10 protein-coding genes and 1 tRNA gene are annotated in these 15138 nt (G+C 71.0%); 5 read left to right on the top strand and 6 right to left on the bottom strand.

Annotated features, from left to right (window positions below; genetic code table 11):
• Positions 1-268: 268 nt before the first annotated feature.
• Positions 269-835: a hypothetical protein gene (locus AB0924_RS11900; RefSeq protein ID WP_366911287.1), complete on the top strand. Its 567-nt coding sequence runs from the start codon at positions 269-271 to the stop codon at positions 833-835.
• Positions 836-896: 61 nt separating this feature from the next.
• On the opposite strand, the gene AB0924_RS11905 is transcribed toward AB0924_RS11900, so the two are convergent.
• Positions 897-1595: an HAD family hydrolase gene (locus tag AB0924_RS11905; protein ID WP_358927938.1), complete on the bottom strand. Its 699-nt coding sequence runs from the start codon at positions 1593-1595 to the stop codon at positions 897-899.
• A 587-nt stretch (positions 1596-2182) separates the two neighbouring features.
• Complete coding sequence (locus AB0924_RS11910; RefSeq protein WP_366911288.1) at positions 2183-2500, bottom strand: hypothetical protein; 318 nt, start codon at positions 2498-2500, stop codon at positions 2183-2185.
• Between the two features lie 860 nt (positions 2501-3360).
• Between AB0924_RS11910 and AB0924_RS11915 the strand changes: the two genes are divergently transcribed.
• Positions 3361-5286, top strand: coding sequence for an MFS transporter (locus AB0924_RS11915; RefSeq protein WP_366911289.1), 1926 nt, complete (start codon positions 3361-3363; stop codon positions 5284-5286).
• Between the two features lie 498 nt (positions 5287-5784).
• Here AB0924_RS11915 and AB0924_RS11920 read toward each other — a convergent pair.
• The 4 genes from AB0924_RS11920 to sucC form a co-directional block, all read right to left on the bottom strand.
• Positions 5785-5869, bottom strand: a tRNA-Leu gene (locus AB0924_RS11920).
• A 175-nt stretch (positions 5870-6044) separates the two neighbouring features.
• Positions 6045-7586: an aldehyde dehydrogenase family protein gene (locus tag AB0924_RS11925; RefSeq protein ID WP_366911290.1), complete on the bottom strand. Its 1542-nt coding sequence runs from the start codon at positions 7584-7586 to the stop codon at positions 6045-6047.
• 257 nt (positions 7587-7843) lie between these two features.
• Positions 7844-8728 carry a succinate--CoA ligase subunit alpha gene (gene sucD, locus AB0924_RS11930; RefSeq protein WP_366911291.1) on the bottom strand — a complete coding sequence of 295 codons (885 nt, stop codon included), beginning with the start codon at positions 8726-8728 and terminating at the stop codon, positions 7844-7846.
• 11 nt (positions 8729-8739) lie between these two features.
• On the bottom strand, positions 8740-9870 hold the full coding sequence (gene sucC, locus AB0924_RS11935; RefSeq protein ID WP_358927932.1) for an ADP-forming succinate--CoA ligase subunit beta: 1131 nt from the start codon (positions 9868-9870) through the stop codon (positions 8740-8742).
• A gap of 180 nt (positions 9871-10050) precedes the next feature.
• Here sucC and AB0924_RS11940 point away from each other — a divergent pair, with 180 nt between their 5' ends.
• Genes AB0924_RS11940 through AB0924_RS11950 form a run of 3 tightly spaced genes read left to right on the top strand, consistent with a single transcriptional unit; the run spans position 10051 to position 15113 of the window.
• Positions 10051-11733, top strand: coding sequence for a thiamine pyrophosphate-binding protein (locus tag AB0924_RS11940; RefSeq protein ID WP_366911292.1), 1683 nt, complete (start codon positions 10051-10053; stop codon positions 11731-11733).
• 10 nt (positions 11734-11743) lie between these two features.
• Positions 11744-12976, top strand: a complete 1233-nt coding sequence (frc, locus tag AB0924_RS11945) for a formyl-CoA transferase (protein WP_358927928.1) — start codon at positions 11744-11746, stop codon at positions 12974-12976.
• 4 nt (positions 12977-12980) lie between these two features.
• Positions 12981-15113 carry an acetate--CoA ligase family protein gene (locus tag AB0924_RS11950; RefSeq protein WP_366911293.1) on the top strand — a complete coding sequence of 711 codons (2133 nt, stop codon included), beginning with the start codon at positions 12981-12983 and terminating at the stop codon, positions 15111-15113.
• The last annotated feature ends 25 nt before the right edge of the window (positions 15114-15138 follow it).

Genomic DNA, 15138 nt, shown 5'->3' on the forward strand with positions numbered 1-15138 from the left:
GCATGCATTCTCGGCGGCCTGGGACGGCCGCCCCGGCGGCCAGTCGCCGCACCTTGCGTGACCTCCCCAAGCCACCGGTCCAGGACGAACTCGACCAGTCCTGATCCGCCCCACACGGCATGCGGACACCAGAACGCCCGACGGACAGTGAATTGAACAAACATTCGCCGCCGCCCGACCGCCCCAGCCGGAGGTGTGTAAGCAACCTCCCACCGGGTACACCGATATGTCCAAAATACGGATGTGTAAATCGTGGAGGTGAGTTCTGATGGCAGTCACCGTTGAAGCGGTCATCCCGCTGCTGCGCGACGTCCGCGATGCCGAGGAGGCGGTCGCCGGCCAGTTGCGGGCGGATCTGGCCGCCGAACCCGCGAGGGACCACCGGCAGACCCTGGAGGACCACATCCAGGAGGTCGATGACCACATCCACGAGCTCAATCGCCGCCTGGAGCAGCTGACCACCCAAGGACCGTTGTCCGAGGCCTTCATCACCCTGGGCGGTCAGGCCGTGAGCACCGGCCGCGTGCTGTGGCGGATGATGTCGGGGCTGCCGTCAGCCGTGCGGGCCGGGCACGACGGTCACACTCCGCAACGCCTCCTGAAGGACATCGAGGAGGAGTTCGCCGTCGCGGCCAAGGCGGCCGCGGCCGCCCGCGCCGCAGAGCGTTTCGCCGATGAGATCGGCGACAGCCTCGACGCCGACATGCTCCGGGGCATCCGCATCGACGACGAGCGGTTCCTCAACAACCTGGACCACAGCCTGGAAGAGGCGGCGGACGTGGTGGTCCGCGTCAAGACCAGCGAGGCCGGCGGCGGAACCGCACAGGCCTCCTGAGCAGTGCCGCCATCCTCACCGTCCCCGGGTGCCGGACCGCCCGGGGACGGATATGTCGCGCTCAGGCGCCGTGCGCGTCCCGTACGCCAAGTTCGTCGATGTGCCCCAGCAGGTCGAGGGGGTCGGCGTACACCCGGAACGCCTGGGCCCGCTCCAGTTCGTCCTGCCCATACCCTCCGGACAGCAGCCCCACTCCGAGTGCTTCCGCCCGCCGCGCAGCCAGCAGATCCCACACACTGTCTCCGACGACGACACAGTCGCGGGCGGGGATGCCGAGCCGCGCCGCGCCCGCCAGGAACAGATCCGGGTCGGGTTTGGCGCGGCTGACTTCCTCGCGGGTGACCGTCGGCACGTCAGACGGCACGGCGAGTCTGGCGAGCATGGGTGCGGCGTCGTCCCGGCGGGCGCTGGTGGCGATCGTCCAGGGGACGCCGCAGTCCGTCAGCGTCCGGAGAAGCTCGGCGGCTCCGGGCAGCGGCCGGATGGCGTTCGTCCAGCCTTCGAAGTGGCGGTGATGGGCGTTCTGCAGTTCCTCGGCCTCCTTCGGCGTCAGCCGTACGCCGGTCTCGCGCAGCAGGGAGTGCACGAGCAGGCCGCCGCTCATCCCGATCCTCCGGTGGATCCGCCAGATCGCCAGGCCGATGCCCATCTCGCTCAACGCCTGCTGCCAGGCGATGACGTGCTGGTAGACGCTGTCGACGAGTGTCCCGTCCAGGTCGAAGACGAACGCCGCGGGTCGGGTGGACGTACCGCCGGACATCTTCCACACCCCTCCCGTCAGCGGCCGGCCCGGGCCGGCGGGGCATAGGCACTGGAGGACAGCCGCTGGGCCCGGGACTCCTCGACCGCGTCCTTCAGGGCGGTGCGGAAGCGGCCAGGCCCCCAGGAGCGCCCCTGACGGCCTGTTCAAGCGTCTGCCGGCCGAGCGGCCCATATCGTTCGAGTGCCGCCGCCTCCTCGTCGTCGATCTCCTCATTGTGCGACCGGCCGGCCATGGCGGCGGTGCGGCTGGTCGGACCACCGTCATGCTGCGCGCCGGGTATGCAGTCGGCATCGGTCCACGGTGACCAAATCGCGCGGTCGGAATCGATCCAGCGGGCTGAGACATCGCGGACGAGTGGGCGGTTCTCACAGGTCGGCAATGCACGGCGCATGGGTCAGGAATGCGGCCTCTCGCGAGAACGGCACCGGAGCAGTTGGGTGAGGTGTTCGAGCTGTCGACGCTCGCCACTTTGATGTTCGAGTCGGCCGGGGAGGACTACGTCGTCGCCCTCGGCGCGCCCTGCCTGCTGTCAACGGGCTGCCGCCTGGCCGTTGCCGCATATCTGCTGCGCGACGGAGGCCTGGTCAGTCGCGGTTCCCCGCCCACGGCGCCCGTCCCGACGACAGCGCCGTGGCCGCCGGGATGCTGGCGCTGCAGGGCCGCGACGGCAGGCTGAGCCTGCCCGGCGGGGGCAGTACCTGGGCGTTCGCGCTGCGCCACCGTGACTGCTGCCTGGGGTACCGCACCATCCGCTCGGTGGTACTGCCGTCGGCGCAGGACTCCTCCCTGGCCGCGATGGTGGCACGGCAGACCGGTGCCGCGCTGGCCCACGCCGCCTCGTTGCGGGACGAGCGCGCGGAGACGGTCCGGCTGCGCCGGGTGCCCTTGCGCCCGGGCCACAACCACCTTCCCCAACCGCCACAGCCGGACGGCACGAACTCCGCTCCGGCCGACCGGAGTCAACCGCACATGAGAACGGTCTGCGGACCGACCGAGCGCAGCGCCACTGTCCAGAAAGGCGCCGAGTGCCGTGGCGCGGCTCGGGTCCCGTGCCGCGGGGGGCGCTCGCATTCCTTCGGTCGTCAGCGGTTGGTCCGTGCGTCAGGGCACGGACCGCTCGCCGTCACCGTGCCGACGACGTGCGGACAGGCGGACGCGTGTTGTGTCGTGTGTTCACGGTGTCGAGCATTTCGTCCGGACGCTTCCGCCTGCAGGATCAAATGGCGACTTCGCCTCTTGTACTGGACGGACGAAGGGAGATACCGGCAGCGGAATGTCCACCGAGCCGCGCAAAATGCCAATAAAATGGAAGATGCCGTCACCCCGTGCACCGTTTGACCAGAGATCGAGGTGACGCCATGAACACCGTTGCACAGGCCATCGTCTCAAGGCGCCGGGGGTCTGTCATCGGGTGCCGAACCTGCTCTCCTGGCCCGTGCCAGCCGCACGGCACGCAACAGGCGCAAGGGGAAGAGCCCCACCAGCGGTGCCCGTCTCCCGAGGTCCTCGGCGTCCTCGTGGTCGAACGCCCGCGCATAACGCTCCGCGTCCTCGGCGCTCGGATACCGCTTGCTGCCACGCGCCCCGCAACCGCGCTCGCACCGCCAGCGCATGGTGGCGCCCTCGCTCTGGAAGCGGAACCGGTGTCCGACAAGACGGCAGCGCAGCACAAGGAGGGACGTTACGCCGGACACGGGGCGCGAGCCCGGTCCCTCGCCCGTACGGCGGATCGGCCGTGTCCCGAGGCGGAAGGGGCGGCGGCATGACCACCACTACCGAGCTCCGTGTCATCACCACGAAGGTCCCCGCCCGCCTCGACCGGCTGCCGTGGTCCCGGTTCCACTGGCGGATCGTCATCGGCCTCGGCACCGTCTGGATTCTCGACGGGCTCGAAGTGACCATCGTCGGCGCGGTCGCCTCACGCATGACCGAACCGAACAGCGGCATCCACCTCACCAGCGCCGACATCGGCACGGCCGCCGCGATCTACGTGGCGGGCGCATGCGTCGGTGCCCTGCTCTTCGGCCGGCTCACCGACCGCTACGGGCGCAAGAAGCTGTTCATGCTGACGCTCGGCATCTACATCCTGGCCACGGTCGCGACCGCCTTCGCCCACGACGCCTGGTACCTCTATCTCGCCCGGTTCTTCACCGGCATGGGCATCGGCGGGGAGTACGCGGCGATCAACTCGGCCATCGACGAGCTGATCCCCGCCCGCAACCGGGGGCAGGTGGATCTGGCTATCAACGGCAGCTACTGGGTGGGAGCCGCCCTCGGCAGCCTGGCCGCCCTGGTGCTCCTCGACGAGAACCTGCTCCCGGCCGGCCTCGGCTGGCGGCTGGCCTTCGGCCTCGGCGGCATCCTCGGTCTCGGCATCATGATGGTCCGCCGCCATGTACCGGAGAGCCCGCGCTGGCTGTTCATTCACGGTCACGAGGACGAGGCCGAACGCATTGTCGACCAGATCGAGGCCGAGGTACGCCGGGAGACCGGTCAGGACCTGCCCGAGCCGGCCGAGGCCGTCACCGTCCGGCAACGTGACGTGATCCCGTTCACCGAGATCGCCCGAGTGGCCCTGCAGCGGTACCCGCGACGCGCCCTCCTCGGCCTTGCCCTCTTCGTCGGCCAGGCCTTCCTGTACAACGCGATCGTCTTCGACCTGGGCACGCTCCTGAGCGGGTTCTTCGGCGTGGGCTCCGGCTCGGTGCCGTACTTCCTCACCATCTTCGCGATCGCCAACTTCCTCGGCCCGCTGTCGCTCGGTCGGCTGTTCGACACCGTGGGCCGCAAGCCGATGATCGCGGGCACCTACTTCGGCTCGGCCGCCGTGGCGGTGGTCCTCGCCGTCCTGCTGGTCAACGGCTCGCTGACGGCCTGGTCGTTCTTCCTGCTGGTCTCGTTGGCCTTCTTCGTCGCGTCCGCCGGAGCGAGCTCCGCCTACCTGACCGTCAGCGAGGTCTTCCCCATGGAGACCCGAGCCCTGTCCATCTCCCTGTTCTTCGCCGTCGGCACCGCCGTGGGCGGCATCACCGGGCCGCTGCTGTTCGGACACTTCATTCACAGCGGCAACACCACCCTCGTGGCCACCGGCTTCTTCATCGGAGCGGCGGCCATGGCCCTCGGCGGGCTGGCCGAGGTCGCCTTCGGAGTGAAGGCCGAACAGCAGTCCCTGGAGAACATCGCCAGGCCGCTGACCGCCGAGGAAGCCGACGCGGCCTGGCGCGGTGAGCGGGCGCCCCAGGACGAACGGGACCGCCTCCGCCCCGCGGACGTACGGCAGGCCGCACGCGAGCGGGACCAGCGGATCGCCGACCGCACGGCCGGCCGCCGGGTGCGAGAAGGCACCGGGGCGCGGCGGTACCGTCCGGGTGCCGGCGCGGGCAGTTCTTTCTACTCGCCGGGGATGGCCGGAACCACAGGCGCCGTGAGCCGCACCACCGCCATGGCCGAGCAGCGCCTCGACGAGGAGATCGAAGAACTGGTCCGGGCCCTCGAAGAGAGCGGGCCCGCCACCCGCGAAGGGCTCGAGCAGGCCGTCCACGGCCGGTCGTGGGGACCCGGCCGCTTCGCAGGCGCCTTGCGGGAGGCCGTCGGGGAGTCCCGCGCCCGCCACCTGCCGGACGACCGTTACGCTCCGCCGGACAAGCCGGGCGGAGCATCCGGCTCCCCACGGAACCGCAGCGCGTGAGCTCTGGCCGGTACGGTGCTCACTTCCCCGGCCCCGGTGGTGGACCTGGTCAGGCGGCGCAGGGAACCCGTCGGCGTCCGGACGCTGCGGTCGACCGCCCGCCGCGGTCCTCGCCCACCTCGCCGGTCTGTGGCGGTCCGGCAATGCGCAGCCCCTGCCGGCTCCGGTGACGGCCGTGCTCGTCGTGCAGGTCACGCTGTACGCGACCTTGACCCTCGGTCCGGGGTCGCGGGCTCTGGCACCGCGCCTCAAGGAACAGGAAGCCGCCCTTCACCCGGACTCGACCACCCGCGGACCGTCAACCTGCGCGAAGACATCCTGTGCCGGGCACTGGACACGTGGATCGCCCGCGCCTTCGCCCCGGAGCGGCTCTCCAGACCGCCGACACCGAAGAAGGAGCCCCTCTACGAGGCCCTGGGGATCACGATCACGTATGACAACGCAACGAGGACCGCGACCGTTAGGTCGAGGCCCTCGATTCCGTATCGCTATAAGCAGTGTCCGAGGGGGGACTTGAACCCCCACGCCCGATAAAGGGCACTAGCACCTCAAGCTAGCGCGTCTGCCATTCCGCCACCCGGACAAGGTGTCTGCCGCCCGGCCGGGGGTGTTCCCCGCGGCGACATGGACAACAATACCAAGACTTCGGAGTGCGTTTCACCTGCGTATCCGTGTGATGGGCGGCGGGCGGGGGGCCTTGCGGGATCCGCCCGCCGCCCCGTACGGACAGTGACCGTACGGGTACGCGAGCCGCGGCGTCAGGGCATGAGTTGGTACTCCGGGAAGTTGCCGGGCGGCCGCTCACCCGCGGGTCCCTGGGTCACGGCGCGGACCAATAGTTCCCCGCCGACGAAGGCACCGCGCCAGGAGGCGCCGAAGCCGCCGAAGAGTTCGTCGCGGTCGCCGCGGGAGCGGGGTATGCCGTGGCCGGTCTTGAAGGCGCGGATCTGCGGGGCCAGCCGTTCGAAAGTGGCCCTGTCGTCCGTGGCGAGGGTGGCGACGAGGGCGCCGTTGGACGCGTTCATCGCGGCCAGCAGCTCCGCCTCGGTGTCGACCAAGACGATCGTGTCGACCGGGCCGAAGGGTTCGGCGTGGTGGAGCGGGGAGGAGCGGGGCGGGTTGAGCAGGGTGACCGGGTGGACGTAGGCCGAGGTGTCCTGGCCGGGGAGGAGGCGGGCGTCGGCCTCGCTGCCGCGGTACAGGGGGACGGCGCCGCGGTCGACGGCCTCCGCGACCTGGTCGCGCAGTTCCTTCGCCTTGGCCGCGTTGATCAGCGGGCCGAAGTCGAGGTCCGGGCAGGCGTCGTCTTCCCGCTCCACCGCCAGGGGATGGCCCACCCGCACCCTGCGGACGGCCGGCAGGTACGCCGCGAGGAAGGTGTCGAAGGAGTCGCGCTGGACCACGAAGCGCGGGTAGGCCGTGCAGCGCTGTTTGCCGTAGTCGAAGAGTTTCGGGACGACGGCCGCGAGCGCGTCCCAGTCCGAGAAGTTCCAGATGCCCCAGGTGTTCAGGCCCTCCTGTTCGAGGATGTGCCGTTTGCCGAGGTCGGCTACGGCCGTGGCGACGGCGGCTCCGGTGTCGCGGCCGCCGACGAAGGAGACGCAGCCGATCTCGGGCGCCCGGACGAGGGCCTGGGAGAGTTCTCCCCCGCTGCCGCTGACCAGGGTGACGGGGAGCCCTTCGCGGGTGGCGAGCGCGCAGGCCAGGGTGAGGCAGGCGACCCCGCCGTCGGTGGGGGTCTTGGCGATGACGGCGTTGCCCGCGAGCGCCTGGACGAGCAGGGCGTGCACGAGGACGCTCATCGGGTAGTTCCAGCTCGCGATGTTGGAGACCGGGCCGTCCAGCGGGGCCCGGCCGGCGAGCATCGGCTCGATGCCGTCGACGTACCAGCGGACCCCGTCGATGGCGCGGTCCACGTCCGCCAGGGCGAGCCGCCAGGGCTTGCCGATCTCCCAGACGAGGAGGAGGGCGAGGAGTTCGCGGTGCTCGGCGAGCGCGTCGAGGGTGGCGGCGACCCGCGCCCGGCGTTCGGCCAGGGGGATGTGCCGCCAGGCGCGGTGCTGGTCGAGGGAGGCGGCCACGGCCTGGCGGGCGGTGGCCCGGTCCAGCCGGGGCGGGCCGGCGATGGGGCTGCCGTCGACCGGGCTGATGGCGGGCAGCGTCCGGCCGTCGGCGTGCCAGGCGGCGTTCCAGAGGTTGAGGACGCGGTCGTCCCGGAAGGCTTCGGGGGCGCCGGTGAGGCAGCGCCGCCAGGCCTCGGTCCAGGAGGTGCCGTTCTTGAGGGTGAGGGTGGGTGCCATTCGGTTGCTCCGCTTCCGGTGCACGGTCGGGGGCGGGAGGTGCGTGGCTGGTCCGGATCCGCCGGGGCGCGGCCGGTGAGGGCCGCGCCCCGGCGGACGCCCGGACGGTCGGGCCGCACGGCTCGCGCCGCCGTGCGGGCAGGACGTGGTACGGCGCCGGGGCGTCCGGCGGAACACCGCGCGGGCCGGGGCGCCGCAAGGAAGTTACTGCCGCGGCAACGTGTGCGACAGTGACCGCGTCTCCACTATGAGTGACCTCACGTGCCGTCGCGCAGCAGGGTGAGGGCGAGCCGGGCCGTCTCGGTCGGGGTGGTGGCCACGCGGACGCCGGCCGCCTCCAGCGCCGCCTTCTTCGCCTGGGCCGTGCCGGCCGAGCCGGTGACGATGGCGCCCGCGTGGCCCATGGTGCGGCCCTCGGGGGCGGTGAAACCGGCGATGTAGCCGACGACGGGCTTGGTGACGTGGTCGCGGATGTACGTGGCGGCGCGTTCCTCCGCGTCGCCGCCGATCTCCCCGATGAGCACGACGAGTTCGGTGTCGGGGTCGTCCTGGAAGGCGGCCAGGCAGTCGATGTGGCTGGTGCCGACGACGGGGTCGCCGCCGATGCCTACGCAGGTGGAGAAGCCGGTGTCGCGCAGTTCGTGCATCAGCTGGTAGGTGAGGGTGCCCGACTTGGAGACCAGGCCGATGGGGCCGGGCTTGGTGATGTCGGCGGGGATGATGCCCGCGTCGCACTGGCCGGGGGTGATCAGGCCGGGGCAGTTGGGGCCGATGACGCGGGTGCCGCGCTGTGCGGCGTAGGTGGTGAAGGTGACGGTGTCGTGGACCGGGACGCCCTCGGTGATGACGACGGCGAGCGGGATGCGGGCGTCGGCGGCCTCGGTGACGGCCGCCCTGACGAAGGCAGGTGGGACGAAGACGACGGTGACGTCGGCTCCGGTGGCCCGGATGCCGTCGGTGACCGATCCGAAGACGGGGACCACCTGTCCGTCGAAGTCGGCGGAGCGGCCCGCCTTGCGCGGGTTGACCCCGCCGACGACGTTCGTGCCGGCGGCGAGCATGCGCCGGGTGTGCTTCATGCCCTCGCCACCGGTCATGCCCTGGACGAGGACCTTGCTCTCCTTGGTGAGGTAGATGGCCATGTTCCCTCTCCTCAGGCGGTGCGGGCGAGTTCGGCGGCCCGGCGGGCGGCGCCGTCCATGGTGGTGGCCTGCTCGACCAGCGGGTGGGCGCGCGCCTCGAGGATCGCCCGGCCCCGGGCCGCGTTGTTGCCGTCGAGCCGGACCACCAGCGGCCTGGTGAGCCGGATGCCGTCCACGGCGGCGACGATGCCCTCGGCGACGGCGTCGCAGGCGGTGATCCCGCCGAAGACGTTGACGAGGACGGACTTCACGGCCGGGTCGGAGAGGATCACCGACAGCCCGTCGGCCATGACGCGGGCGGAGGCGCCGCCGCCGATGTCCAGGAAGTTCGCGGGACGTGCGCCGCTGCCGGCGACCACGTCCAGGGTCGACATGACCAGGCCCGCGCCGTTGCCGATGACGCCGACCTCGCCGTCGAGCCTGACGTAGTCGAGGCCGCGGGCGGCGGCCGCCGCCTCCAGCGGGTCATGGTGCTCCTCCGGCTCGGCTCCCCAACGGGTCTGCCTGAAGCGGGCGTTGTCGTCGAGGGTGACCTTGCCGTCGAGGGCGAGGACACGGCCGTCGGTGGTCGTCACGAGCGGGTTGACCTCGACGAGGAGCGCGTCCTGGCGGGTCAGTACCTGCCAGAGCCGGACGAGTACGTCCGCGGTTCGCGGGGGCAGGCCGGCCGCGTCGGCGATCTCGGCCGCCTTCGCGGAGGTGACGCCCCGTGCGGGATCGACGGGGATACGGGCCACCGCCTGCGGCCTGGTCGCGGCGGTCTCCTCGATCTCGGTGCCGCCCTCCGCGGAGGCGATCGCGAGGAAGCCTCCCGCCGCGCGGTCGAGGACGTAGGAGACGTAGAACTCCCTGTCGATGTCGACGGGTTCGGTCACCATGACCTTGCCGACCCGGTGCCCCTTGATGTCCATGCCGAGGATCTGGCGTGCCGTGAGTTCCGCGGCTGCGGGGTCCGCGGCGAGTCTGACGCCGCCCGCCTTCCCGCGCCCGCCGGTCTTCACCTGCGCCTTGACGACGACCCGTCCGCCGAGCCTGCGGGCGATCTCCCGGGCCTGCTTGGGCGAGCCGGTGACCTCCGCCTTCGGCACCACGATGCCGTGTTGCTCGAAGAGTTCCCTTGCCTGGTGCTCGTACAGGTCCATTCCGGCTCCTGTCTCGAAAGTGCCGCACGCCCCCTGGACACCACCCATCGGATGCGGGATAACAAGGTTCATACAGTATTCGTCGACTGTATGCAATCGACAGTCGACCGTATGCAGCGAGCCACGTGGACGTGCCACATCCGCGCGTCCCCTCCCCTCCCGAAGGGACAGGACTTCGCCATGCCCGACGACACCCAGGACGTCATCTCCGGTGGTCATCTCGTTGCCAAGGCGCTGAAGGCGGAAGGGGTCGACCGCATCTACACCCTCTGCGGCGGCCACATCATCGACATCTACGACGGCTGCGTCGACGAGGGCATAGAAGTCGTCGACGTCCGGCACGAACAGGTCGCCGCGCACGCCGCCGACGGCTACGCCCGGATCACCGGCAAACCCGGCTGCGCGGTGGTCACCGCGGGACCGGGCACGACGGACGCCGTCACTGGAGTGGCCAACGCCTTCCGCGCGGAGTCGCCGATGCTGCTGATCGGCGGCCAGGGCGCGCACACTCAGCACAAGATGGGGTCATTGCAGGACCTGCCGCACGTCGACATGATGACCCCCATCACCAAGTTCGCGGCCACGGTGCCGGACACCGCGCGGGCGGCGGACATGGTGTCGATGGCGTTCCGCGAGTGCTACCACGGCGCGCCCGGCCCGTCCTTCCTGGAGATCCCGAGGGACGTCCTCGACGCGAAGGTGCCGGCGGCGAAGGCGCGCGTGCCGAGGCCCGGCGCCTACCGCGCCTCGACCCGGTCGGCCGGCGACCCGGAGGCCGTCGAGAAGCTCGCCGACCTGCTGGTGCACGCGGAGAAGCCGGCGATCCTGCTCGGCAGTCAGGTGTGGACCACCCGCGGCACCGCGGCCGCCGTCGATCTCGTACGGGCGCTCGACATCCCCGCCTACATGAACGGCGCAGGCCGCGGCACGCTGCCGCCCGGCGACCCGCACCACTTCCAGCTCTCGCGCCGGTACGCGTTCTCGAACGCCGATGTGATCGTGATCGTCGGCACCCCGTTCGACTTCCGCATGGGCTACGGCAAGCGCCTCTCCCCCGACGCCACCGTCGTGCAGATCGACCTGGACTACCGCACCGTCGGCAAGAACCGGGACATCGACCTCGGCATCGTCGGCGACGCGGGACTCGTGCTGAAGTGCGTCACCGAGGCCGCCTCCGGCCGTCTCAACGGCGGTGCGTCCCGGCGCAAGGAGTGGCTGGACGAGCTGCGGGCGGCCGAGCAGGCGGCGATCGGGAAGCGGCTGCCGCAACTGCGCTCGGACGCCTCCCCCATCCACCCCTACCGACTGGTCAGCGAGATCAACGACTTCCTCACCGAGGACTCCGTCTACATCGGCGACGGCGGTGACATCGTCACCTTCTCCGGCCAGGTCGTGCAGCCCAAGTCGCCCGGTCACTGGATGGATCCGGGCCCGCTCGGCACCCTCGGCGTCGGCGTCCCCTTCGTGCTCGCCGCCAAGCAGGCCCGGCCCGACAAGGAGGTGGTGGCCCTCTTCGGCGACGGCGCGTTCTCGCTCACCGGCTGGGACTTCGAGACGCTGGTCCGCTACGACCTGCCGTTCGTCGGCATCGTCGGCAACAACTCCTCGATGAACCAGATCCGTTACGGCCAGGCCGCCAAGTACGGCAAGGAGCGCGAGCGGGTCGGCAACACCCTCGGCGACGTGCCCTACGACCAGTTCGCGCGGATGCTCGGCGGCCACGGCGAGGAGGTCCGCGACCCCGCCGACATCGGCCCCGCCCTGCGCCGGGCCCGCGAGTCGGGCAAGCCGTCGCTGGTCAACGTCTGGGTCGACCCGGACGCGTACGCCCCCGGAACCATGAACCAGACGATGTACAAGTGAGGTGACTGCGGTGACCACCAAGGCACTGACCGGCATCCGCGTCCTCGACATGACCCATGTGCAGTCCGGTCCCTCCGCCACGCAGTTGCTGGCCTGGCTCGGCGCCGATGTCGTCAAGCTGGAGGCGCCGTCCGGGGACATCACCCGCAAGCAGCTGCGGGACCTGCCGGACGTCGACTCCCTCTACTTCACGATGCTCAACTGCAACAAGCGGAGCATCACCCTCAACACCAAGTCCGAGCGCGGCAAGGAGATCCTGACCGAGCTGATCCGCCGCTCGGACGTCATGGTCGAGAACTTCGGGCCGGGCGCGATCGACCGGATGGGGTTCACCTGGGACCGCATCCAGGAGATCAACCCGCGGATCGTCTACGCCTCGATCAAGGGCTTCGGGGAGGGCCCGTACACCGCCTTCAAGGCGTACGAGGTCGTCGCGCAGGCGATGGGCGGGTCGATGTCGACCACCGGCTTCGAGGACGGGCCCCCGCTCGCGACCGGCGCCCAGATCGGCGACTCGGGGACGGGTGTGCACGCCGTCGCGGGGATACTCGCGGCGCTGTTCCAGCGGGAGAGCACCGGACGCGGCCAGCGGGTCAACGTGGCCATGCAGCACGCCGTGCTCAACCTGTGCCGGGTGAAGCTGCGCGACCAGCAGCGCCTGGCGCACGGACCGCTCGCCGAGTACCCCAACGAGGACTTCGGCGACGAGGTGCCCCGCTCGGGCAACGCCTCCGGCGGCGGCCAGCCCGGCTGGGCGGTCAAGTGCGCGCCGGGCGGGCCGAACGACTACGTGTACGTCATCGTGCAGCCCGTCGGCTGGCAGCCGCTCAGCACCCTCATCGGCCGGCCGGAACTGGCCGACGACCCCGAGTGGGCGACGCCGGAGGCCCGGCTGCCGAAGCTGAACAAGATGTTCCAGCTCATCGAGGAGTGGTCCTCGACGCTGCCCAAGTGGGAGGTGCTGGAGCGGCTGAACGCGCACAACATCCCGTGCGGGCCGATCCTGTCCACCAAGGAGATCATCGAGGACGACTCGCTCGCCGCCAACGAGATGGTGGTGCGCGTCCCGCACCCCGAGCGCGGCGAGTTCGTCACGGTCGGCAGCCCGCTGAAGCTCTCCGACTCCCCCGTCGAGGTGAGCGCGTCACCGCTGCTCGGTGAGCACAACGAAGAGGTGTACGTCGGCGAACTCGGTCTCGGTGACGCGGAGTTGCGCCTGCTGAAGTCGAACGGGGTGATCTGACGTGATGGCGGAGGACCGGAAGCTGCGGGTGCGGTCGCTGCTCGACTCCGTGCGGGCGGAGGGCCGTACGGCGCTGACGGCGCCCGAGGGCAAGGTGGTCGCCGACGCGTACGGGATCGCCGTACCGCGCGAGGCGCTGGCCACGGACGTGGACGAGGCGGTGGCCGCCGCCGCGCGATTCGGCGGGCCGGTGGTGCTGAAGATCGTCTCGCCGGACATCCTGCACAAGACCGACGCCGGTGGTGTCGTCGTCGGGGTGGAGGGCGCGGCGGACGTGCGGGCCGCGTTCTGCCGGATCATCCAGAACGCACGGGCCTACGACGCGGGGGCGCGGATCGACGGCGTGCAGGTGCAGGAGCTGGTGCCCGAGGGGCAGGAGGTCATCGTCGGCGCGGTCACCGATCCCACGTTCGGGAAGGTGGTGGCGTTCGGGCTCGGCGGGGTGCTGGTCGAGGTGCTGAAGGACGTGACCTTCCGGCTGGCTCCCGTGGACGCCGGCGAGGCGCTGTCGATGCTGGACTCCATCCGGTCGGCGGAGATCCTGCGCGGGGTGCGCGGCCGGGCCGCAGTGGACCGGTGGGCGGTCGCCGAGCAGATCCGTCGGGTGTCCGAACTGGTCGCGGACTTCCCGGAGATCGCCGAGGTCGACCTCAACCCGGTGATCGCGACCCCGGACGGCGCGACGGCGGCCGACATCCGGGTGATCCTCGCCGAGTCACCGGCGCCGCCGCGCCGGCGGTACACCCGCGACGAGATCCTGGCCTCGATGCGCCGGCTGATGCAGCCCTCCTCCGTCGCCGTCATCGGCGCCTCCAACGAGCAGGGCAAGATCGGCAATTCGGTGATGCGCAACCTCGTGGACGGCGGCTTCGCCGGGGAGATCCATCCGGTGAACCCCAGGGCCGATGACATCCTCGGCCGCAAGGCGTACAAGAGTGTCACGGACGTTCCCGGTGAGGTGGATGTGGCCGTCTTCGCCATTCCCGCCAAGTTCGTGGCCGCGGCCCTGGAGGAGGTGGGACGGAAGAGGATCCCCAACGCCGTCCTCATCCCCTCCGGATTCGCGGAGACCGGCGAGCACGAACTCCAGGCGGAGATCGTGGCGATCGCCGAGCGGCACGGCGTCCGCCTGCTGGGCCCCAACATCTACGGCTACTACTCCACCTGGCAGGACCTGTGCGCCACGTTCTGCACGCCGTACGACGTCAAGGGCGGCGTGGCGCTGACCTCGCAGTCCGGGGGCATCGGCATGGCCGTCCTGGGCTTCGCCCGCACCACCAGGACGGGTGTGTCGGCGATCGTCGGCCTCGGCAACAAGTCCGACCTGGACGAGGACGACCTGCTCACCTGGTTCGGTGAGGACCCGCACACCGAGTGCATCGCCATGCACCTGGAGGACCTCAAGGACGGGCGGGCGTTCGTGGAGGCGGCCCGCGCCACCGTGCCGAGGAAGCCGGTGGTGGTGCTCAAGGCCGGGCGTACGGCGGCGGGCGCCCGGGCGGCCGGTTCGCACACCGGCGCGCTCGCCGGCGACGACGCGGTGTACGACGACATCCTGCGGCAGGCGGGGGTGATCCGGGCGCCCGGCCTGAACGACATGCTGGAGTACGCCCGGGCCCTGCCGGTCCTGCCCGCCCCCAAGGGCGACAACGTCGTGATCATCACCGGCGCGGGCGGCAGCGGGGTGCTGCTGTCGGACGCGGTGACGGACAACGGCCTGTCCCTCATGGAGATCCCGCCCGACCTGGACGAGGCGTTCCGCCGGTTCATCCCGCCGTTCGGCGCGGCGGGCAACCCGGTCGACATCACGGGCGGTGAACCGCCGTCCACGTACGAGGCGACGATCCGGCTGGGCCTGGAGGACCCGCGCGTCCACGCGCTGGTGCTCGGCTACTGGCACACGATCGTCACCCCGCCGATGGTGTTCGCCGAGCTGACCGCGCGCGTGGTCGCCGAGGCCCGGGAGCGCGGCATCGAGAAGCCGGTCGTGGCGTCCCTCGCGGGTGACGTGGAGGTCGAGGAGGCCTGCCAGTACCTGTACGAGCGGGGGGTGGTGGCGTACCCGTACACCACCGAGCGCCCGGTGGCCGTCCTCGGCGCGAAGTACAAGTGGGCGCGGGCCGCGGGGCTGCTGTGAGAGCGCGGGGCCAAGTGGCGGTCGG

This window comes from Streptomyces sp. NPDC047869 (genome assembly GCF_040704065.1).
GTDB lineage: Bacteria > Actinomycetota > Actinomycetes > Streptomycetales > Streptomycetaceae > Streptomyces.